We start from the raw sequence: 22,105 nt of genomic DNA, 5'->3' as shown, positions 1-22,105 counted from the left end.
AACTTAGTTATATAAATTGATAAAGGACGTCCAGCGCAAAATCGCCTGTGACGCTTCAGGCCGCGTGACGAAGTGCGATCAGCTGTTCGATCTGGTCATGATCGGGATCGCGGTCCCGGCCGTTGTCGTAGACAATCGTGCCGTGATCGAGAACCACGGCGCGATGCGCAAGCGACAGCGCGATCGAGACATGCTGTTCCACCAACAGGATCGCGATCCGGCGCTCGTCCCTGATCTTGTTGATCGCAGCGATCAACATCTCGACGATGACCGGTGCAAGCCCCTCCATCGGCTCATCCAGCATGAGCAACTTGGGTTCGGCCATGAGCGCACGCGCGATCGCCAGCATCTGCTGTTCGCCTCCGGACAAATGGCCGCCCATGTTGCGGCGGCGCTCAGCGAGGCGTGGAAACAGATCGTACACCTGATCGATGCCTTCAGCGCGGGAGCGCCCTGCAATACGGAGGTTCTCTTCGACGGTGAGGCTTCGGAAGATCTCGCGTTCTTGCGGGACGAGGCCAATCCCGCTGCGGCTCCGCGCCTCGATCGATCGATTGCCCAGCGCGACGCCGTCAAAGCGTACAGACCCACCGCGAAAGCGGGCACGCCCCATAATCGTCGACAGCAACGTGGTCTTGCCTACGCCGTTGCGCCCGAGAATCGCTATCGTTTCGCCGGCATTCAGATCGAAGCCGACGCCGTTCAGCACTTCCGTCTCGCCCCATCCGGCACGCAGGTTTTCGCATGCAAGGAGGGGAAGTTCGCCGCGCTCAGCCATGAGATTGGGTCCCCAGGTAAACTTCTCGGACGAGGGGATTGTCCACGATCTGACCAGGATTGCCCTGACAAAGCACGGCTCCCTGCGCGAGGACGGTAATTTCCTGGGCGAAACGAAACACCAGGTCCATGTCGTGCTCGATAATCAGGACGGCCATGTCGCCAGGAAGACTGCCGATGAGTTCCATCATTTTTCGGGAATCGGATGGAGGCACGCCGGCCGCGGGCTCGTCCAGGAGGAGCACTTTGGGGCGCATGGCCATCGCAACGACGACTTCAACCAGACGTTGCCGGCCGTAGGGCAAAGTCGCGACGCGATCGAGGGCAACTTCTGCCAGGCCGAAGGCTTCCAGCAGGTCCAGCGCCTCTTCGGCTGCTCTTCTCTGGACGGCAACGGCGGGAAGCGGCCGTGAGCCGACACGCTCGCGCTCGAGAACTGCCAGCTGGACGTTCTCAAGAACGCTCAGGGCCATCAGGAGCTGGTTGATCTGAAATGTCCTGACCAAGCCCTTTCTGACGCGGCTGTCGAAGGACAGGGACGTCACATCCTCGCCGAGGAGGGAGATCGTGCCACTCGTTGGCCTGAGATTCCCGGTGAGCAGGTTGACGAAAGTGGTCTTTCCAGCGCCATTCGGCCCAATCAGCGCGTGTCTTGCGGCGGGCCACAGGACGAAATCGACATGATCCGTGACAACCAGCGGGCCGAAGCTCTTACAGAGGGCCTGTGTCGCAAGCAAAGCGGTCATGACCGAGCCTGGCTTAGCGCGGAAGACGCGGCAGGTTGCAACCGCATGCGGCCAAAACCGCGGGCGAGAATTCCCAAAACTCCGCCACGCGCGAACAGGACGATCGCGACAAGCAGCAACCCAAGCCAAAAATTCCAGTATACGGGATTGTCCTTGGATAGATAATCCTGCGCGATGAAGAATACGGGTGTCCCGAGAAATGCCCCGTACAGCCGACTAACTCCGCCAAGTGCCAGAATGACCAGAACCATTCCGGACAATTCGAAACTCAACATGTTGAGCGAGACGAACTGATCGATCTGGGCCGCCAATGCGCCCGCCAGGCCAGCCATGGCAGCCGCAATCGTGAAGATCGCGAGTTCGCGGCGTCTCACGTTGGCACCGATCGCGGCCATCCGAACCGCATTCTCGCGAATCCCGACGACAGAACGTCCAAAGGGCGTCGCCAGCAGCATTCGCAGAAACAGCCAGCAAACGAAGAGGACGCCGAGGGAGTAGAGGTAGATGACCTTTCCGTCGAGGCCGAAGCGATATTTTCCAAACAGGGGGGCCATCGACATTCCCGAAAGCCCATCGGCTCCGCCGGTCCAGGCCGAAGCTTGGTTCGCCGCTTCCTGGAGCAACAACAGCAGGGCCAAGCTCAAGATCAGAAGGGCAAGACCTCGGGTCCGCAGGATCATGAGCCCTGACAGAATGCCGACGACCCCGCCGACAATTGTCCCGACAGCCAGTCCGGTGAAAGGTTCGTTGATCCCGGCCGAAACACAAAGGATGCCCGCAGCGTAGGCGCCGGCACCATAGAATGCGGCGTGTCCGAGCGTCACAATTCCAGCATAGCCGATCAAAAGATCCATCGACAGGACGAATATGATCGTGACGAGGACGTGGGCGCCAAGGTTCAGAAACTGCGGGAACAGAAAGAAAATCAACGCGGCAGTGAGCCAGGGCAGCACCTCGTACGGGTGAAGCCTGTCACGGCGCTGATGGGCGTCAATGATCGAAGCCTTCAGAGACGAGTTCATTTGGCTATTCCAAAGAGGCCGTTGGGCTTGACGGTCAAAATCGCAAAAACAGCCGCGTAGGTGAAAAATGCCGCCATGTCCGGCGCGATGAGTTTGCAGGCCGTATCGGCCACACCGAGCAAGATCGCCGCAAAGAACGGCCCCTTGATCGTTCCCAGCCCGCCAACGGCGACAACGATCAGAAAGCTCGCGAGATGCACGCTGGCATAGTTCGGGAACAGCGGGATCAGCTCCGCGCCGAGGGAGCCTCCCAGTGCCGCCAGCCCGGAGCCGAGCGCGAAGACCCCAGTGTAGAGGAGTCGCGTGTTGACTCCGAGGGTCTTGGCCATCGTCGGGTTTTCGACCGTGGCCCGCACCCGGGCGCCAATGAGTGTGTGCTCGATCGAAAGCCAAAGCGCCGCGAAAACCGCAACGCCGCTGACGATCAACAAGGCACGGTAGGTCGGGAAGGAGAATTCCCCGAAACTGATCGCACCACGCAAAGCTGCTGGCAGCGAAACACGAATGGCGAGCGGGCCAAAGACATACTGAAAAGCGGCCGTGCCGATGAAAATCAGCCCGATCGAGAAGAGAACCTGATCCAGTTCGGAAGCTCCATGGAGCCTTGCATAAAGCAAACGCTCCATGATCGCTCCGAGCGTAGCGATGCCGAGAAACGAGACTGCCAGCGCAAGCGGCAGAGACCATCCCTGCGCAGACAAAAGTGTCATCGTTAGGTAGCCGCCTGCCATGGCGAATATACCGTGGGCAAGATTCGCAATCCCGAGCAGGCCCATCGTGACCGACAGGCCAACGGAGATCAGGTAGAGAACCATCGCATAGGCGAGGCCGTGCAGAAGCACGCCGAGCACTGTTTGGAACAGAGCCATGACGAGGAGCCCTATTCAGGATTGATGATTTTCCACGGATCCTTGACGTCGGGAATGACATCAATTCGCCGGTTCATCATTTTCCCGTCGATGTTTTCCATTCGATTGACGACGACGGATTGAACGATATCGCGCGTTTTCGGATCAATCGAGATCGCCCCGCGGGCTCCCGAGTCACTCTTCCAGTTGGAAAGAAACTCCAGGATGGCTTCCGGCTTGGCGTCCGGTCCGAGCTTGGCGATGGCGCTGAAGATCATATCCATCGAATCCCAACCGGTGACACCGAGATAGCTTGGCTTGTTGTCCGCTCCGTACTCGGTCGCCCAGGCTTTGAGAAAAGCGACGTTCTGCGGACTCGGGTCGACCAGATTGGAAGTGTAGATACCGCCTGTGATCACCCCCTCCGCGGCGGTGCCGATCGCTGGCATCTCGTCGTCGTTCAGAAGGTCGCCTGGCCCCATCAACTGGATTCCGGCCGCCTTCAATCCAGCCGCTTCATATGCCTTGAGGGCAGCGATGCGGGAGTTGATGTACATGAAAACCATATCGGGCTTAGCGTCCTTTATGCGCTGCATGTAGGGAGCAAAATCCGTCACGTTCTGCGGTATACGAAGCACGCCGGTAATCTGCCCTCCCTTGCCGACAAAGGCTCGGGTAAAGGCTTCCTGGGTGTCGTGTCCGGGGGCGTAATCAGCCACCACGATGTAAGCTGTTTTGTAGCCTTTCTTGGCAGCCCACTCGCCCATGGGATAGGCAAGCTGCCACTGGGTCAGGGAGACGCGGACAATATACGGCGACATCCTGGTCAGACTGGACGTCGACGCATTCGGCAGGATGAAGGGCAGCTTCGCCTCCGTCGCGAGCGGAGCGATGGCTGCGGCATCAGGCGTGAAAATCGCCCCCGTCAGGTATTTGATCTGATCCCGGACAACCATTTCCTGGACCAGGCGCTTCGCTGCTGTCGGATTGGGCCCGGCATTGTCCCGCCGAATAAGTTCGATGCTGACTCCTTTGGGCAGCTTGTCCCTGTTCAGCTTCATGTAGAGCGCCGCGCCTCTGTCGACGCCCTCGCCCATCGAGGCAAAGGGCCCCGTCAACGCAAGCACCGATCCAACCTTTACGACGGTATCCGCGCTGACGGATGGCGCTGCAAGCGCACACAAGGCCACAAGCCCGACCAATCTGTGGGTGAGTATCATGTCCATCCCCTTCGTGTTTCGCTGCTCTCATGGCAGGTGTCTGCAGGGGCTATTAGATAGGTAAATTATATAATTTCAATCTATTTTTTAGGGCGCTGGCAGTGACGCGCTGCGCGGTCGCGGACTCTCACTCAAGAGGAGAAAGCTAGGAAACTAAATTATGTAGGTTTGATAACTTTCTGGCGCCAAAGAGGCGCTTGAAGTATGGTTGATCGACGTGGACGTAGGGCTTCGCTGACACGAAGCCAAAATCAGAGAATACGGTGTCGTGAAAAAAGTCGAACCACAAGAGAAGCACGAACGCTTCCCCCCGCTCAGCACCTCGCTTCCGACCTTCTTGAAGGATGGCTGCGACGCGGGCTTCCGACAGACGATCTACGGCCTGCTCCAGGTTTCAGCGCTGATGCTGAAGGCGCGAGAATACTACGGCGCCTATATCGGCGTATCGGGACCGCAATACAGCATGATGGTCGCTATCGCCGAACTGCGCGAGACCACCGTACGCGACCTGTCGACGAAGCTGCACGTCTCCGGTCCATTTATCACCGTCGAGATCAATAAGCTGATCAAAGCTGGATATGTGGCCAAGCGGCCGGACGACAATGATAGGCGCAGTTCCTTGCTATCGCTGACGGAAGAAGGAGTTGAACACGTCAAAAAGGTCTCAACCATCCGCATGATGACGAACGATGCCATCTTTGGTTCGTTCGACGCCGCTGACGCTCAATCGCTCCAGCGCCTCGTGAAAGCGCTCGTCAGGGACCTTGAGGTCGCTGTTCATCATCTGGAATCGCCGCAATGGAAGCCGGAGCCTTCAGCGCGCGGTCCCTGGCAAAGATCGCAGGAAAAATGAGATAGACATATATAACTAACTTATATAAATAATTACCCAATGAGGCGATGGCGCCAACCGCCACGCAAAAGCTTCATGGGGAAACGAGCATGGGCGATTCCAGCCAGGACAGCGTACGTTTGAACCCGCTCCCGGATCTCAGACAGGTCCTCGGGCGATTTGCGACAGGTGTCGTAGTCGTCACAGCGCGCACGGGCAACGAGCACTTGGCCGTCACGATGAACTCCTTTTCGTCGGTATCGCTCGATCCGCCTTTGATCTCGATCTGCCTGGGTAAGCATTTGCGCTGCGGTCCGGCTCTGGAGACGGCGCCACACTTCTGCATCAGTATCCTGGGAGCCGGGCAACGGGCGATCTCGCAACGGTTTGCAAAGGCCGGTGACAAAGCGTGGGAGGATGTACCCTATCGGACGACCGAACTGGGCATCCGAGTTATCGAGCCGAGCGTAGCGGTCCTGGAATGTCGTCGGCACATCGCCGTCAAGGCTGGCGATCATTCCATTCTTCTCGGGGAGCTGACACTGGCCCGTCTGGGGGATCTGCCAGACCCGCTGCTCTTTTTTGGCTCGCAATACGCCACGCTGAATGCGGCCAGTTGCAGTCTCTGACGGCGCAGTAGCGAGCTGAATCTCGATGCCTGAGCATCGTTGTTTCGATGCCGCATGTCGCGTCCTCGGAAAGACGATCGTCGAGCTGGCACGGCAGTTCGATGTTCATCCGAGCCAGATCATGCCGTGGCGCAATCCGCTTCTCGACGGGGCTGTGGGCGTCTTCGATGGCGAGGCGAAGGTCGCAGCGCCAGCTCCGGTGATCGACGTGAAGACGCTTTACGCGAACGGGATGCTGTCACCCGTCGAGTTCGGACGACAGCACGTTATCTAGCGCTCGTGGACAAAGGTTGACTGCGGAATCCGGTTTTGATTCAAGGCTCCTCTTTGGAGGCAGCCTTGGGCGAATGGATTGGTTTGACGGGCGAGGAATGGGCGCTGATCGGTCCGCTTCTTCCTGCTGAACGAGGGCGCGGCTGCCGCCCTGCCCAGGACAATCGACGCTATTTCGAAGGCATGATGTGGATGGCGCGCACCGGCGCACAATGGCGGCATCTGCCTGACGAATATGGCAAGTGGAACAGCGTCTTCCGCCGTTACCGCCGCTGGGTCGAGACCGGCGTATTCGAGGCGATGCTCGAAACCCTGGCCGAACTGGTCGAGCGGGATCGAAGCGCCGACATGATCGACAGCACGATTGTCCGGGCGCATCATTGTGCGGTCGGCATAAAAAGGGGTCTCAGGAGGCCGAGGCGCTTGGCCGATCGCGCGGCGGCTTCACCACCAAGCTCCATGCCCGATGCGATGCAAAAGGCCGTCCGCTCGGTTTCCTCCTGACGCCCGGGCAAACCCACGACATCCAGGGCTTTGCGCCCCTTTTCCGGATGATTTCCGACCGGATCGAGGCGTTCCTCGCTGACAAGGGCTATGATGCAGACGCCATTCGCGAGGAGATCGCTGAGGCCGACATCGAAGCCGTCATCCCGGCAAAGAGCAATCGGCGCGAGCCCATCCCGCACGACAAAGCCAAATACAAATGGCGCAACCAGATCGAGCGGCTCTTCAACAAGCTCAAGAACTGGCGACGCGTCGCGACCCGCTACGACAAGACCAAAGAATCCTACCTCGGCTTCGTCGCTATTGCCGCAGTCAAACTATGGATACCATTTGTCCACGGGCGCTAGCCCGATGGCGTCCACGAAACTCGGAGCTATTCAGTGAACAGCTCTGCTTTAACGGTTGGATGTTCTTGGTTGTTTAATCAATCAGCCGGTACGGGACGGCTTTGCGAATGTCGGGATCGATCTGGATCGACGCACCGGCCGGCGGGAAAGCCCGTTGCGAGCAGGTGGACCGTTCACAGAGCCGGCAGCTCGTCCCAATCTGGACGATGGATTTGAGGTTCTTGGTATCGAGCTCGTCCGCATAGACGAGCTGGCCGGCGTCCGCCAATTCGCAGCCCAACCCGATCGCATAGCGCCGACGCGCGGCGCTATGTCCGATCCCAGCTTTCGTGATTGCTTGCGCCAGCGAGAGATACCGCGTCCCGTCGGGCATCTCCGCGATCTGCGCGAGCATGCGGTCAGGCGTTTCGAAGGCCTGGTGCACATTCCAGAGCGGGCAGGCTCCACCATAGCGCGCAAAGCGCAGGCGGGTCGCGCTGTGGCGCTTGGTGATGTTTCCGGCGCGGTCAATGCGAAGAAAATAGAACGGCACGCCCCGCGCGCCGGGCCGCTGCAAGGTGGAGAGGCGGTGCGCCACCTGTTCGAGGCTCGCCCCGAAAAGATGCATCAGGACGCCGAGGTCGTGTCGATGCAGCCGGGCGTCATCCAGGAATTTCCGATAGGGCAGCATGAGCGCGCCGGCGAAGTAGTTGGCGAGGGCGACCGAGCAGACGGCGTTGGCGCTCGCGCTGCGGAAGCCGGCCTGCGCCAGAACCTCCGTCGTAACGTCCTGCGCCTCGAACAGGGCTAGTTGGTGAGCAAGCGCGAAGGTTTGGCTGGGAGCGTCGGTGCAGCCGTCGATGCGCAAGGTTCGGGAAGCCCGGTCGAACTGTCTGATCGGCCGATCCAACCCTAAGGACCGGTCGATTTCGACCGAGAGCCGGTGGCGCAACTCGAGCCGGTCGATCAGGGCGCCGGGCAGGGCGGAGACATCGGCGCCGAGCTCCACTTGGGTCGTCTCCGCCTGCCGGTCCAGATCATCGACATAATTGCCAATCCGGTGGAAGAAATCGCGCACCTCGTCATAGGGAAAGGCGAGGGTGCTGGCCGCGGGGCTCGCTTCCGAGTGTAACAAGGTCTGGTCCAATGCCTGGTACTTGTCCTCCAGCGCCCGATGGGCGGCCTGGAGTCTGATAACGGCCTTCGCGATGCTGGGCGCATGCTGGATGGCCGCCTGCAATTCGACTGATGGGGGGGCAGGGTGAGCGAGGATCGGATCGGATAGGGCATCTTGCAAATCGATCAGCAGCCGGTCCCCGTCGCTGTTCGAGATTTGCGAGACGTCTACGCGAAAGACCCGCGTCAGCTCCACGAGGACGGCGGCGCTGAGCGGTCGCTGCGACCGTTCGATTTGGTTCAGGTAGCTCGGTGAAATGCCGATCTTCCGGGCTAGGATTTGCTGTGGCCAGCCCGCTTCCTCCCGCAATCTGCGGACGGCCGGGCCGGCGAAAATCTTGCGTTTCATTTTGCAAATTTGCCTGTTTCGCAATTTTGCAAATTGGCACGGATTGCCGAGACGAGCAACGCCGCGTGCCCTATTTCAGGCGAAACGTACCACTGCCGGACTGCGATTATGCCATGAAGGACATCCTCGAACAGCTCGAAACCCGCCGCGAGGGCGCCCGCAAGGGCGGCGGCGAGCGACGCATCGAGGCGCAGCACAAGCGCGGCAAGCTCACCGCCCGCGAACGCATCGTGCTCCTGCTCGACAAGGACTCCTTCGAGGAGTTCGACATGTTCGTGCAGCATCGCGCCGTCGATTTCGGCATGGACAAGGCCGAGAAGATCCCCGGCGACGGCGTCGTCACCGGCTGGGGCACCGTCAACGGCCGCACCGTCTTCGTCTTCTCCAAGGACTTCACCGTCTTCGGCGGCTCGCTCTCCGAGACCCACGCCCAGAAGATCATCAAGATCCAGGACATGGCGCTGAAGATGCGCGCGCCGATCGTCGGCCTGTTCGATGCCGGCGGCGCCCGCATCCAGGAGGGCGTCGCGGCGCTCGGCGGCTATGGCGAGGTCTTCAAGCGGAATGTGCAGGCTTCGGGCGTCATTCCCCAGATCTCGGTGATCATGGGCCCCTGCGCCGGTGGCGACGTCTATTCCCCGGCGATGACCGACTTCATCTTCATGGTCCGCGACACCTCCTACATGTTCGTCACCGGTCCGGAGGTGGTGAAGACCGTCACCAACGAGACGGTGACCTCCGAGGAGCTCGGCGGCGCCAAGGTCCATACCTCCAAGTCCTCGGTCGCCGACGGCTCCTTCGAGAACGATGTCGAGGCGCTGCTGCAGGTGCGCCGCCTGCTCGACTTCCTGCCCGCCAACAACACGGCCGGCGTGCCGGAATGGCCGTCCTTCGACGTGCCCGATCGCGTCGACATGAGCCTCGACACGCTGGTTCCGGACAATCCGAACAAGCCCTACGATATCAAGGAGCTGATCCTGAAGACGGTCGACGAGGGCGACTTCTTCGAGATCCAGCAGGCCTATGCCGGCAATATCGTCACCGGCTTCGGCCGCGTCGAAGGCCGCACCGTCGGCATCGTCGCCAACCAGCCGATGGTGCTGGCCGGCGTGCTCGACTCCGACGCCTCGCGCAAGGCCGCCCGCTTCGTGCGCTATTGCGACGCCTTCGAGATCCCGATCGTCTCGCTCGTCGACGTTCCCGGCTTCCTGCCCGGCACGGCGCAGGAATATGGCGGGCTGATCAAGCATGGCGCCAAGCTGCTCTTCGCCTATAGCGAATGCACCGTGCCGCTGGTCACGATCATCACGCGCAAGGCCTTCGGCGGGGCCTATGACGTGATGGCCTCGAAGCATATCGGCGCCGATGTGAACTATGCCTGGCCGACGGCGCAGATCGCGGTGATGGGCGCCAAGGGCGCGGTCGAGATCATCTTCCGCGGTGGCGACGCCGAAACCATCGCGCGCCAGACCAAGGAATACGAAGACCGCTTCATGTCGCCCTTCGTCGCGGCCGAGCGCGGCTATATCGACGAGGTGATCATGCCGCACTCGACCCGCCGCCGCATCGCCCGGGCACTCGCCATGCTCCGCACCAAGAGCGTCGAACGCCCCTGGCGTAAGCACGACAACATTCCGCTCTGAGATGAGGCAGCCGATGACCGATCGTCACCCCGTCCCTGAGGCAAACGTCGAAAACTTGGCGGAGAGGCTGATCGAGGTGGTCGACCGGGCATCGGACCCACGTCAGGCCGCAGACATGCTCGATGAAGTGTCCGAGCTCCTCTGGCTCGCGAGCAGCTTGGACCCCGCGGCTGAAAACCAGATGAGCCGATCACGCTATCTCTCACAGAGCGGGCGTGGCGACCTGAGCTGAGTTCGACCTCTTGTTGATTTCCTTAGTTGAAGAAGACCAGCGCATGTTCTCGAAGATTCTGATCGCGAACCGCGGCGAGATCGCCTGCCGTGTCATCAAGACGGCGCGGCGGATGGGCATCAAGACCGTCGCCGTCTATTCCGACGCGGATCGCGATGCGCTGCATGTCGAGATGGCCGATGAGGCCGTGCATATCGGCGCAGCCCCCGCCGCCCAGTCCTATCTGCTGATCGACAAGATCATCGAGGCCTGCAAGGCAACCGGTGCCGAGGCCGTGCATCCCGGCTACGGCTTCCTCTCCGAGCGCGAGGCCTTCGCGCAGGCGCTCAAGGATAACGGCATCGTCTTCATCGGCCCCAATCCCGGCGCGATCGCCGCGATGGGCGACAAGATCGAATCGAAGAAGGCGGCGGCTGCCGCCAAGGTTTCGACCGTTCCGGGCTTCCTCGGCATCATCGAGAGCCCCGAGCATGCCGTGACCATCGCCGACGAGATCGGCTATCCCGTGATGATCAAGGCCTCGGCCGGCGGCGGCGGCAAGGGCATGCGCATCGCCCATTCGGCCGGCGAGGTGGCGGAGGGCTTCGCCCGCGCCAAGTCGGAAGCGGCGTCCTCCTTCGGCGACGATCGCGTCTTCGTCGAGAAGTTCATCGTCGATCCCCGCCATATCGAGATCCAGGTCCTCGGCGACAAGCACGGCAACGTCATCTATCTCGGCGAGCGCGAATGCTCGATCCAGCGCCGCAACCAGAAGGTTCTGGAGGAGGCGCCGTCGCCGCTGCTCGACGAGGCGACCCGTCGCAAGATGGGCGAGCAGGCGGTCGCGCTGGCCAAGGCCGTGAACTACGACTCGGCCGGCACGGTCGAGTTCGTCGCCGGGCAGGACAAGTCGTTCTACTTCCTCGAGATGAACACCCGTCTCCAGGTCGAGCATCCCGTGACCGAGATGATCACCGGCATCGACCTCGTCGAACAGATGATCCGGGTAGCCTTCGGCGAGAAGCTCGCGATCGCGCAGGCGGATGTGAAGCTCGATGGCTGGGCGGTGGAGAGCCGCGTCTATGCCGAGGACCCGACGCGCAATTTCCTGCCTTCGACCGGACGGCTCGTGACCTATCGCCCGCCGAGCGAGGGGCCGGATGGCGAGGCCATGGTGCGCAACGATACCGGCGTCTTCGAGGGCGGCGAGATCTCGATCTATTACGACCCGATGATCGCTAAGCTCGTGACCCATGCGCCGACGCGCGAGGCCGCGATCAAGGCGCAGGCGCGCGCGCTCGATGCCTTCGCCATCGACGGCATCCGCCACAACATTCCCTTCGTCGCCGCGGTGATGCAGCATCCGCGCTGGATCGCCGGCAATCTCTCGACCGGCTTCATCGCCGAGGAGTTCCCCGAGGGCTTCTCGCCGCCGGTGCCGCAGGGCGAAACCGCGCAGCACATGGCGGCGATCGCCATCGCCTGCGACCACCGCATGAACCAGCGCAAGCGCAACGTCTCGGCGCAGATGGAGGGCTGGCGCAAGGTCTCCTTCGATCGGCAGCGCATCGTCCAGCTCGGGGCGGAGCGCTTCGAGGGCGAGGTCACGGAGCAGGGCGGGGCGGTCGTCATCGCCTTCCCGGCCGGCAGCATCAGCGTCGTCAGCGACTGGGTGCCGGGCGAGCCGGTCTGGCACGGCACGCTCGACGGCGTGAAGGTCGCGGCGCAGGTCCGGCCGATCCTGAATGGCGTCGCGCTCGGCCATGCCGGCGCCTATGCCAACGCCCATGTCTATACGCAGCGCGAGGCCGAATTGGCCGCGCTGATGCCCGAGAAGGTCGCGGCCGATACCGGCAAGTTCCTGCTCTGCCCGATGCCGGGGCTGGTCAAGGCGATCTCGGTGACCGGGGGGCAGGAGGTCAAGGCCGGCGAGCCGCTCGCCATGGTCGAGGCGATGAAGATGGAGAACGTGCTGCGCGCCGAGAAGGACGTCACCATCGCCAAGATCCTGGCGAAGGAGGGCGACTCGCTCGCGGTCGATGCCGTGATCATGGAATTCGCATGAACTCGGCTGCTCCATCCGACCTTCCCTATCTCGACGCTTTCGCGGCGCCGTCTCATGACGCGTGGCGTGCAGCGGTCGACAAGGTCCTGAAAGGCGCCGATTTCGAGAAGAAGCTCGTTGGGCGCACTGCCGACGGCATTCGCATCGAGCCGCTCTATCTTGCCGCCGCCGCGCCCCAACGCGCCCTGCGGGCCGAGGCCGGGCGCTGGCAAGTCGCTGCCCGGCTTGATCACCCGAAGCCGAGCGAGGCACGCACGCTGGCCCTCGCCGATCTTGAGGGAGGAGCCGACACCCTGACGATCAGCTTTGCCGGCGCGCAGGCAGCCCGCGGCTACGGCCTTCTCGCCGACGATGTCGCGGCGCTCGATACCGCGCTGCAGGGCATGATGCTGGACCTGATCCATCTGCGGCTCGACCCTGCCCCGCAGGCCCGTATCAACGCCCTCCTGCTCGCCGCCCTGATCCAGAAGCGCGGCCATGCGCCGAGCGAGCTCTCGGTCTCCTTCGGCCTCGATCCGATCGGCGTCTTCGCCGGCCGCGGCACGCTCGCCGCGCCCTGGCCGGAGCTGGGCCGCCGGCTGGCGGCGACGATCCGCACGCTGAAGGAGCGCGGCTTCGCCGGGCCGTTCATCGAAGTCGACAGCCGCCCCTATCACGAGGCTGGCGCTAGCGAGGCGCAGGAACTCGGCGCAGTGCTCGCGACCGCCGTCGCCTATCTGCGTACGCTCGAAATGCAGGGCATGCCCCTGTCCGAGGCGCGCGATGCGCTGGCTTTCACGCTGGTCGCGGATACCGACGAGTTCCTGACGGTGGCGAAATTCCGGGCCGCCCGCCTGCTCTGGAACCGCATCCAGCAAGCCTGCGGCCTGACGCCGAAGCCGGCCCGCATCCATGCCGAGACCGCCTGGCGCTCGCTGACGAAGCGCGATCCGAACGTCAACCTGCTGCGCGGCACCGTCGCCGCATTCGCGGCCGGGGTCGGCGGTGCCGATTCGATCGCCGTCCAGCCCTTCACCGCCGCGCTCGGCCTGCCCGATGCCTTCGCGCGCCGCGTCGCCCGCAACACCCAGCTCATCCTGCTGGAGGAGAGCAATCTCTGGCGCGTCGCTGATCCCGCCGCCGGCGCTGGCGGCTTCGAGACACTGACGCAGGCGCTTTGCGAACAAGGCTGGCAGGCTTTCCAGGAGATCGAGCGGCGGCGCAGCGGCAATCTCGGCGGCATCGTCGCGTCCCTGGTCGAAGGCCATCTCCAGAAGGTGCTCGCCGAACAGCGCGCCGCTCGCGCCAAGGCCGTGGCCACGCGTCGCGAACCGATCACCGGAACTAGCGAATTCCCGAATATCCGCGAGGAAATCGCCAAGGTGCTCGCCGTCGCGCCGGTCAAGCTCGACGGCAAGCGCGTGCAGGGCAGCCTGGCCGAGCGCAACCAGGGCGAGATCATCCGCTCCTTCGTCGACGGCGCCGGCCGTGCCGACGCTCTGGCCGGACCCGCTGACGGCTTGCGTGCGGAGCGGCTGCCCTCGCTCCGGCTGGCGGAGCCGTTCGAGGCGCTGCGCGACAAGGCCGACGCCCAGCCGAAGCGCCCGGCCGTCTTCCTGGCGACGCTAGGCCCGATCGCCGATTTCACCGCGCAGGCCGGCTTCGCCCGCAATCTGTTCGAGGCGGGCGGTCTGGCGGCCTCTAGCGGCGACGGCTTTGCCAAGGAGGGCGTGACCGATCTCGATGCGCTTGTGGGCGCCTTCCGTGCCTCGGGCGCGAAGCTCGCCTGCCTCTGCGGCTCGGATGCGGCCTATGCCGCCGAGGGCGCGGCGGCTGCCGAGGCTCTCGCCACGGCCGGCGCCACCGTCTGGCTCGCCGGCCGGCCGGAAGACGGCCAACGGCTGAAAAAGAGCGGGGTAACTTGGACGATTTTTACGGGCTGCGATGCACCTGAAGCTCTTGAATGGGCACAGGCATTCGCCCGAAGCGGGAGTCAGTCATGACCGCGATCCCGGATTTCACGAAGCTCGCCTTTGCCGGGGCTCGCCCCGCCGCCAGCGCGTTGCCCACGGGCGAGAGTTGGCAGACGCCCGAGGATATCCCGGTCAAGCCGGTCTACACCGCCGCCGACCGTGACGGCCTGCCCTTCGTCGAGACGCTGCCCGGCGTCGCGCCCTATCTGCGCGGCCCCTACCCGACCATGTATGTCAACCAGCCCTGGACGATCCGGCAATATGCCGGCTTCTCCACGGCCGAGGATTCGAACGCCTTCTACCGGAGGAACCTCGCCGCCGGGCAGAAGGGGCTCTCGGTCGCCTTCGATCTTGCGACGCATCGCGGCTATGATTCCGACCATCCGCGCGTCGCCGGCGATGTCGGCATGGCCGGTGTCGCGATCGACTCGATCTACGACATGCGCACGCTGTTCTCCGGCATCCCGCTCGACCAGATGAGCGTGTCGATGACGATGAACGGCGCGGTGCTGCCGGTGCTGGCGCTCTATATCGTCGCCGCGGAAGAACAGGGCGTGCCGCAGGCCAAGCTCTCGGGGACCATCCAGAACGACATCCTCAAGGAGTTCATGGTCCGCAACACCTATATCTACCCGCCCTCGCCCTCGATGCGGATCATCGGCGACATCTTCGCCTTCACCTCGGCGAATATGCCGAAGTTCAATTCGATCTCGATCTCCGGCTACCATATGCAGGAGGCTGGGGCGACGCAGGACCTCGAGCTCGGCTACACGCTGGCGGATGGCGTCGAATATATCCGCGCCGGCCAGCGGGCTGGGCTTTCGGTCGACGTCTTCGCGCCGCGCCTGTCGTTCTTCTGGGCCATCGGCATGAACTTCTTCATGGAAGTCGCCAAGATGCGCGCCGCCCGGCTGATCTGGGCCAAGCTCGTCAAGGATTTCGGCGCGCAGAACGAGAAGTCGCTGCCGCTGCGCACCCATTGCCAGACATCCGGCTGGTCGCTGACGGCGCAGGACGTGTTCAACAACGTGCCACGCACGATGATCGAGGCGATGGCGGCGACGCAGGGGCATACCCAGTCGCTGCACACCAACGCGCTCGACGAGGCCTTGGCGCTGCCGACCGATTTCTCTGCCCGCATCGCCCGCAACACCCAGATTCTGCTGCAGCAGGAGAGCGGCACGACTCGGATCATCGATCCCTGGGGCGGCTCCTATTATGTCGAGCGGCTGACCGCCGAGCTCGCCGAGAAGGCCTGGGGCCATATCCAGGAGGTCGAGAAACTGGGTGGCATGGCCAAGGCGATCGAGGCCGGCATCCCGAAGCTGCGCATCGAGGAGGCCGCCGCCAAGACGCAGGCGCGCATCGATGGCGGCCAGCAGGCGATCATCGGCGTCAACTGCTACAAGCCCGACAACGAAGCGGCGATCGACGTGCTCAAGGTCGACAATGCCGCGGTACGCGCCCAGCAGCTCGACAAGCTGAAACGCCTCAAGGCGGAGCGGAACGAGACCGAGGTCGAGGCTGCGCTGACCGCACTGACCAATGGCGCGGCCGGCAACGGCAACCTGCTCGATCTTGCGGTCAAGGCCGCCCGGGCCAAGGCCACCGTCGGCGAGATTTCCATGGCGATGGAACAGGTCTTCGGACGCCACCGGGCCGAGATCAAGGCGATCTCGGGGGTCTACAAGCGGGAGGTCGGCGAGATGAACCCAGCCGTCACGCGCGTCCAATTGATGTGCGAGGCCTTCGAGGAGGCGGACGGGCGCCGCCCGCGCATCCTCGTCGCCAAGATGGGCCAGGACGGGCACGATCGCGGCCAGAAGGTCATCGCCTCGGCCTTCGCCGATCTCGGCTTCGACGTCGATATCGGCCCGCTTTTCGCAACGCCCGACGAAGCAGCGCGGCAGGCGGTCGAGAACGACGTGCATATCGTCGGCGTCTCGTCGCTGGCGGCGGGGCATCTGACGCTGGTGCCGGAATTGAAGGCCGCGCTCGCCAAGGCCGGCCGGCCCGACATCATGATCGTCGTCGGCGGCGTCATCCCGCCGCAGGATTTCGAAGCGCTGATCGAAGCCGGCGCCTCGGCGATCTTCCCGCCCGGAACGGTCATTGCGGACGCCGCCGAGAAGCTGCTGCAGGAACTGAACGAGCGCCTCGGCTACGCCCAGCGAACCGCGGCAGAGTAGGAGAATACTTTGATGAAGATCTTGGTGCCCGTGAAGCGGGTGGTTGATTACAACGTGAAGATCCGCGTGAAAGCGGACGGGTCCGGCGTCGAGCTCGCGAACGTCAAGATGTCGATGAACCCGTTCGACGAGATCGCCGTCGAGGAGGCGCTGCGCCTCAAGGAGGCCGGCAAGGCGACTGAGGTCATCGTGGTCTCGATCGGCCCGGCGCAGGCCGCCGAGACGATCCGCACCGGCCTCGCCATGGGTGCCGATCGCGGCATCCTGGTGAAGGTCGACGGGATCGTCGAGCCGCTCGCCGTCGCCAAGCTCCTGAAGAAGGTCGTCGAGCAGGAGAATCCCGGCCTCGTCATCCTCGGCAAGCAGGCGATCGACGACGACTGCAACCAGACCGGCCAGATGCTCGCCGCCCTCCTCGGCTGGGGCCAGGGAACCTTCGCCTCGAAGGTCGAGCTCGGCACGGATTCGGTCGACGTCACCCGCGAGGTCGATGGCGGCCTGCAGACGGTCTCGCTCAAGCTCCCGGCGATCGTCACCACGGACCTGCGTCTCAACGAGCCGCGCTATGCCTCGTTGCCGAACATCATGAAGGCGAAGAAGAAGCCGCTCGACGAGACCACGGCCGAAGCGCTCGGCGTCGATGTCGCGCCGCGCCTGAAAGTTCTGAAGACGGTCGAGCCCGCCGGCCGCTCCGCCGGCGTCAAGGTGGCCAATGCTGCCGAACTCGTCTCCAAGCTCAAGACCGCCGGGGTGATCTGATGACCACGCTGCTGATCGCCGAACACGACAACGCCTCCGTCAAGGACGCGACCGCCAAGGCGCTGACGGCTGCCGCCAAGCTCGGCGCGCCCGTCCACATCCTCGTCGCTGGTGAGGGCGCCAAGGGCGCGGCCGATGCGGCCGCCAAGCTCGCCGGCGTCGAGAAGGTGCTGCTCGCCGATGACGCGATTTACGGCCATGCCCTGGCCGAGCCGCTCGCCGCGCTGATCGCCAAGCTCGCCGACGGCTACGACGCCGTCGTCGCGCCCTCGACCACGACCGGCAAGAACGTGCTGCCGCGCGTCGCCGCCCTGCTCGACGTGATGCAGGTCTCGGATGTCAGCGCGATCGTCTCGCCCGACACCTTCGAGCGCCCGGTCTATGCCGGCAACGCCATCCAGACGGTGCAGTCGACCGACGCCAAGAAGCTGCTGACCATCCGCACCGCCTCCTTCGCGGCGGCGGGCGAAGGCGGCTCGGCTACGGTCGAGAGCGTCTCGGCGGCCGAGAACCCCGGCAACTCGTCCTTCAAGGGCGAGGAGGTCGCGAAGTCCGACCGTCCGGAACTGGCCTCGGCCAAGATCATCATCTCGGGCGGCCGCGCGCTGGCCTCCGCCGAGAATTTCGGCAAGGTGATCGAGCCCGTCGCCGACAAGCTCGGCGCCGCGATGGGCGCCTCGCGCGCCGCGGTCGATGCCGGCTACGCCCCGAACGACTGGCAGGTCGGCCAGACCGGCAAGGTCGTGGCGCCCGAGCTCTACATCGCGGTCGGCATTTCTGGCGCCATCCAGCATCTCGCCGGCATGAAGGACTCCAAGGTCATCGTCGCCATCAACAAGGACGAGGAAGCCCCGATCTTCCAGATCGCCGATTACGGCCTCGTCGGTGACCTGTTCACCGTCCTGCCGGAACTCGACGCCGAACTCGCCAAAGCCGGCAAGTAAGGCCGGCGCCGTCCTTCCGGGCCGCCTCTGCGGTGTTCAAGGCATTGTTGCCGTTGGTCCGGTGTGATCTGTCTGATGCAAAGCTGGCCGAGGCGCTCGATAACTGCGCCTCGGCCAGCTTTGCCGTGGATTCTCATGCTGCCAGGCAACGCAGGAGCGGTTGGCATCCGCGCCTGCGCTCATGCGGCAGTAACGGGTCGATCAATTCCCATTCAGAATCCAAAAAGCCGATCCGGTCGTCCAAATTGGCCTCCAAAAGGCGATCTTGAAGGAAGCCGGTATGATGCCACCAAGCTTTTCCCACGAAACCCAGTTCTCCGCAGCATAATTGCGTTGTGTGTTGTGATGGCCGGTTGGGGTTGCCTTAGGCCTCCTTTGCAAAGCTGGATCAGCTGAGCCTCAGGGCAAGGCGTGTCGTATCGTTCTCATGACATGATTCATGTTTGAAGCTCTGGCAGATTCACGAACAAGTCCAGTGCCTCCGGATTTGCCAGCGCATCCTTGTTCGTCACCATGCGGCCGTGGATAAGGTCGCGAACCACCAATTCTGTGACCTTTCCCGATTTAGTGCGGGGGATGTCGGCAACGGCGACGATGCGGGCGGGGACATGCCGTGGGCTCGCGCCGGTGCGGATCTGGGTCTGGATTTTCTGAGTCAGCGCTGAATCCAACGAAACACCCGCTGCAAGGCGCACGAACAGGACGACGCGGACATCGTCTTCCCAGCTTTGCCCGACGCAGAGCGCCTCGACGATTTCCTCGAGCTGCTCGACTTGATTGTAGATTTCCGCAGTGCCGATGCGGACGCCCCCCGGGTTCAAAGTGGCATCGGAGCGCCCATAGATGATCATGCCGCCGCGCTGTGTCCATTCAGCGAAGTCGCCGTGGCACCAGATCTGGTCGAACCGCTCGAAATAAGCTGATCGATACTTCGCGCCATCGGGGTCGTTCCAAAAGCCGATCGGCATCGAAGGAAACGCTGCGGTACAGACCAGCTCGCCCTTTTCGCCGCGTACCGGACACCCGTCATCGTTCCAAACATCGACAGCCATGCCGAGGGCAGGTCCCTGGATTTCGCCGATCCACACTGGCTCGGTTGGAATGCCTGTGACGAAAGAGGCCACAATGTCCGTTCCGCCGGAGACAGAGGCTAGGTGAACATCGTCCTTGATGTGCGAATAAACATAGGTGAAACTGTCCGGCGCCAAAGCCGAGCCGGTCGAAAGGATAGCTTTCAGGCTCGAAAGATCATGGGTCTTTTTCGGGTTTAACTCGGCCTTGCGCACCGCATCGATATATTTGGCAGAGGTGCCGAAATAGGTCATTTTTTCGGCTTCGGCGTAATCGAACATTGCGTTGGCCTGCGGATAGAACGGCGAGCCATCATAAAGCAGCAGGGTCGCCTCGCTGGCGAGGTTTGATACCAACCAGTTCCACATCATCCAGCTGCAAGTGGCGAACCAGAAGAAGCGCTCCCCCGGCAGCACGCCGGCATGCAGCTTTTGCTCCTTGAGATGCTGGATCAGCGTGCCGCCCGCCGAATGCACGATGCATTTTGGAATGCCGGTGGTGCCTGATGAGAACAGGATATAGAGGGGGTGGTCGAAGGGCTGTCGCGCGAAATCGATCGTCTTCGTCGTGTAGGGAGCTATTGCGTCCTCCAGCGACATCGCGCCGGGGATGGTGGGTGCCACCTGCCGCGCCGTGCCGAGATAGTCGACGATGATAGTCGCGCGGACCGATGGCAGCTTTGTCGCGATCTCTTTGACCTTGGCCGACACGTCATTCTGCTTGCCGGCGTACCAGTACCCGTCCGGAGCGATGAATATCACCGGCTCGATCTGCCTGAAGCGATCGAGCACGCCCTGTGAGCCGAAATCGGGCGAGCAGGATGACCAGACCGCGCCCAGTGACGCGGTAGCGAGCATGGCCGCCACGGTCTCCGGCATGTTTGGCATCATCCCAGCGACACGGTCGCCTGCCTTAACGCCATGGGCCTCGAATAGCTGGCGGATGCGCGACATCATGGCCGCAAGTTCGTCCCAGGACCAGCGGCGAGCGACCTTATTCTCTCCGCGGAATATAATCGCGTCGGAGCTACCGCGGCGGCGCAACAGGTTCTCGGCAAAGTTCAACCGGGCGTCGGGGAAGAACCGCGCGCCGCGCATTGCGGCTCCATCCTGAAGAACGCGGGTTCCCTTTTCGCCGATGACACCGCAGAAATCCCAAATCAGACTCCAGAAGGCGTCCCGGTCCTCGACCGACCATCGGTGTAGCGCAGCGTAGTCGACAATAGGCCTCCCGGATACTTCAGCTGCACGGCGCATGAAGGCCGTCATCGGTTCGGAGGCGATTCTGTCAGGAGATGGTTCCCAAAGCGGAGCGGTCATCCGGTTGTCCCTAGTTGATCTCGAACAGGCCGGCAGCGCCCATGCCGCCGCCCACGCACATGGTCACGACGGCGTAGCGAACGCCGCGCCGCTTGCCTTCGATCAACGCGTGGCCCGCCAGCCGCGCGCCGCTCATGCCATAGGGGTGGCCGAGGGCGATTGCGCCGCCGTTGACGTTCAGCGTTTCGGGGGCGATCCCGAGCCGGTCACGACAGTAGAGCACCTGCACGGCGAAGGCCTCGTTGAGCTCCCAGAGTCCGATGTCGTCGATACTGAGGCCGTGGCGTTCGAGTAGTCGCGGCACAGCGAAGACCGGGCCGATACCCATCTCGTTGGGCTCGCAACCGGCAACGGCAAACCCGCGGAAGATGCCGAGCGGCGAAAGACCACGCTTCGAGGCTTCCCGCCCGTCCATCATCACGGCGGCCGATGCGCCATCAGACAGCTGGCTGGCGTTGCCGGCCGTGACCGTGCCGCCTTCCCGCACCGGCTTGAGCCCGGAAAGGCCCTGAGCGGTCGTATCACCGCGCGGTCCCTCGTCATGAGCGATCTCCACCTCGCGGTGGCTGACCTGCTTGGTTTCCTTGTCGATCACGGCCATACGCGCCGTGATCGGCGCGATCTCGGACGAAAACCGGCCGGCCTCGCGGGCGACGGCGACCCGTCGCTGGCTTTCCAGACCGTATTCATCCTGCTGTTTGCGGCTGATGCCGTAGCGCTTGGCAACAACCTCGGCTGTGTCGATCATCGGCATGTAGACGTCAGGCTTCACTGCCATCACATTCTCGTCGATCAGGCGGAAGGTGTTGCGATGCTCGTTTTGCACGAGGCTGATCGATTCCAGCCCACCTGCGATACCGGCGGTCAGACCGTCATTGCGAATCGCGTTGGCCAGTACTGCCATTGCATTGAGGCCCGATGAGCATTGGCGGTCGATCGTGGTGCCCGCAACCGTTGCCGGAAGGCCAGCCGCCAGCAGCGCACGGCGAGCAGCATTGAGGCCGGTCGTGCCCTCCTGCATGGCGCAGCCCAGCACCACGTCCTCGATCTCGGCGCCGTCGAGCCCTGCACGTGCGAGCGCATGCTTGATCGCGTGGGCGCCGAGCGTGGCGCCGGGTGTATCGTTGAGGCCCCCGCGATAAGCCTTGCCGATCGGTGTGCGGGCAGTCGAAACGATAACAGCGTCGCGCATGGGCGATTCCCCCCCCATCACATCGGGCAGGCTCCTTCGTCAGGCGCCTCTCAACCGT

The 22,105-nt window shown here is 63.2% G+C and carries 17 protein-coding genes and 2 pseudogenes; 11 read left to right on the top strand and 8 right to left on the bottom strand.

Annotated features, from left to right (window positions below):
• Nucleotides 1–55: 55 nt before the first annotated feature.
• The 5 genes from AC3WMA_RS23245 to AC3WMA_RS23225 are packed head-to-tail and all read right to left on the bottom strand — an operon-like array spanning nt 56 to nt 4,613.
• A complete protein-coding gene (locus tag AC3WMA_RS23245; protein WP_076442362.1) occupies nt 56–778 on the bottom strand; it encodes an ABC transporter ATP-binding protein in 723 nt (240 codons plus the stop codon).
• Complete coding sequence (locus AC3WMA_RS23240; protein WP_492287649.1) at nt 771–1,523, bottom strand: ABC transporter ATP-binding protein; 753 nt, start codon at nt 1,521–1,523, stop codon at nt 771–773. Before AC3WMA_RS23240 ends, AC3WMA_RS23245 begins: the two co-directional genes overlap by 8 nt.
• Nucleotides 1,520–2,545 (bottom strand): branched-chain amino acid ABC transporter permease, encoded by a 1,026-nt coding sequence (locus tag AC3WMA_RS23235; RefSeq protein WP_076442358.1) that lies wholly within the window; start codon nt 2,543–2,545, stop codon nt 1,520–1,522. The genes AC3WMA_RS23240 and AC3WMA_RS23235 overlap by 4 nt, the downstream gene beginning before the upstream one ends.
• Complete coding sequence (locus AC3WMA_RS23230) at nt 2,542–3,414, bottom strand: branched-chain amino acid ABC transporter permease (protein WP_076442357.1); 873 nt, start codon at nt 3,412–3,414, stop codon at nt 2,542–2,544. The genes AC3WMA_RS23235 and AC3WMA_RS23230 overlap by 4 nt, the downstream gene beginning before the upstream one ends.
• An 11-nt stretch (nt 3,415–3,425) precedes the next feature.
• A complete protein-coding gene (locus AC3WMA_RS23225; RefSeq protein ID WP_076442382.1) occupies nt 3,426–4,613 on the bottom strand; it encodes an ABC transporter substrate-binding protein in 1,188 nt (395 codons plus the stop codon).
• 268 nt (nt 4,614–4,881) lie between these two features.
• Here AC3WMA_RS23225 and AC3WMA_RS23220 point away from each other — a divergent pair, with 268 nt between their 5' ends.
• From AC3WMA_RS23220 to AC3WMA_RS23205, 4 genes and pseudogenes are all read left to right on the top strand, one after another.
• On the top strand, nt 4,882–5,466 hold the full coding sequence (locus tag AC3WMA_RS23220; RefSeq protein WP_076442355.1) for a MarR family winged helix-turn-helix transcriptional regulator: 585 nt from the start codon (nt 4,882–4,884) through the stop codon (nt 5,464–5,466).
• 89 nt (nt 5,467–5,555) lie between these two features.
• A complete protein-coding gene (locus AC3WMA_RS23215; RefSeq protein WP_076442353.1) occupies nt 5,556–6,074 on the top strand; it encodes a flavin reductase family protein in 519 nt (172 codons plus the stop codon).
• Nucleotides 6,075–6,144: 70 nt separating this feature from the next.
• Nucleotides 6,145–6,300, top strand: a pseudogene (locus AC3WMA_RS23210) (transposase); the annotation flags it as partial.
• Between the two features lie 83 nt (nt 6,301–6,383).
• A pseudogene (locus tag AC3WMA_RS23205) lies at nt 6,384–7,198 on the top strand (IS5 family transposase).
• 73 nt (nt 7,199–7,271) lie between these two features.
• On the opposite strand, the gene AC3WMA_RS23200 reads toward AC3WMA_RS23205, so the two are convergent.
• Entirely contained in the window at nt 7,272–8,702 is a 1,431-nt protein-coding gene (locus AC3WMA_RS23200; protein WP_076442348.1) for a helix-turn-helix domain-containing protein, read from the bottom strand.
• A gap of 113 nt (nt 8,703–8,815) precedes the next feature.
• Between AC3WMA_RS23200 and AC3WMA_RS23195 the strand changes: the two genes are divergently transcribed.
• Genes AC3WMA_RS23195 through AC3WMA_RS23165 form a run of 7 tightly spaced genes read left to right on the top strand, consistent with a single transcriptional unit; the run spans nt 8,816 to nt 18,465 of the window.
• Nucleotides 8,816–10,345, top strand: a complete 1,530-nt coding sequence (locus AC3WMA_RS23195; protein ID WP_076442347.1) for an acyl-CoA carboxylase subunit beta — start codon at nt 8,816–8,818, stop codon at nt 10,343–10,345.
• A gap of 13 nt (nt 10,346–10,358) precedes the next feature.
• Nucleotides 10,359–10,577: a hypothetical protein gene (locus AC3WMA_RS23190; RefSeq protein ID WP_139333861.1), complete on the top strand. Its 219-nt coding sequence runs from the start codon at nt 10,359–10,361 to the stop codon at nt 10,575–10,577.
• A gap of 43 nt (nt 10,578–10,620) precedes the next feature.
• Nucleotides 10,621–12,621 (top strand): acetyl-CoA carboxylase biotin carboxylase subunit, encoded by a 2,001-nt coding sequence (locus AC3WMA_RS23185; protein ID WP_076442344.1) that lies wholly within the window; start codon nt 10,621–10,623, stop codon nt 12,619–12,621.
• Complete coding sequence (locus AC3WMA_RS23180; RefSeq protein ID WP_076442342.1) at nt 12,618–14,603, top strand: methylmalonyl-CoA mutase subunit beta; 1,986 nt, start codon at nt 12,618–12,620, stop codon at nt 14,601–14,603. The genes AC3WMA_RS23185 and AC3WMA_RS23180 overlap by 4 nt, the downstream gene beginning before the upstream one ends.
• A complete protein-coding gene (gene scpA, locus AC3WMA_RS23175) occupies nt 14,600–16,762 on the top strand; it encodes a methylmalonyl-CoA mutase (protein ID WP_076442341.1) in 2,163 nt (720 codons plus the stop codon). Before AC3WMA_RS23180 ends, scpA begins: the two co-directional genes overlap by 4 nt.
• 12 nt (nt 16,763–16,774) lie before the next feature.
• Nucleotides 16,775–17,521, top strand: a complete 747-nt coding sequence (locus tag AC3WMA_RS23170; RefSeq protein ID WP_076442339.1) for an electron transfer flavoprotein subunit beta/FixA family protein — start codon at nt 16,775–16,777, stop codon at nt 17,519–17,521.
• Complete coding sequence (locus AC3WMA_RS23165; protein ID WP_076442338.1) at nt 17,521–18,465, top strand: electron transfer flavoprotein subunit alpha/FixB family protein; 945 nt, start codon at nt 17,521–17,523, stop codon at nt 18,463–18,465. The genes AC3WMA_RS23170 and AC3WMA_RS23165 overlap by 1 nt, the downstream gene beginning before the upstream one ends.
• 437 nt (nt 18,466–18,902) lie before the next feature.
• On the opposite strand, the gene AC3WMA_RS23160 is transcribed toward AC3WMA_RS23165, so the two are convergent.
• Both AC3WMA_RS23160 and AC3WMA_RS23155 read right to left on the bottom strand, forming a co-directional pair.
• Nucleotides 18,903–20,855, bottom strand: a complete 1,953-nt coding sequence (locus AC3WMA_RS23160) for an acetoacetate--CoA ligase (RefSeq protein ID WP_076442336.1) — start codon at nt 20,853–20,855, stop codon at nt 18,903–18,905.
• A 10-nt stretch (nt 20,856–20,865) separates the two neighbouring features.
• Entirely contained in the window at nt 20,866–22,047 is a 1,182-nt protein-coding gene (locus tag AC3WMA_RS23155) for an acetyl-CoA C-acyltransferase (RefSeq protein ID WP_076442334.1), read from the bottom strand.
• Nucleotides 22,048–22,105 lie beyond the last annotated feature (58 nt).

Source organism: Allobosea sp. FW305-C-101 (genome assembly GCF_058783685.1).
The sequence above is the reverse complement of the archived record's forward strand: the minus strand, read 5'-3'. Positions and strand labels throughout refer to the sequence as shown.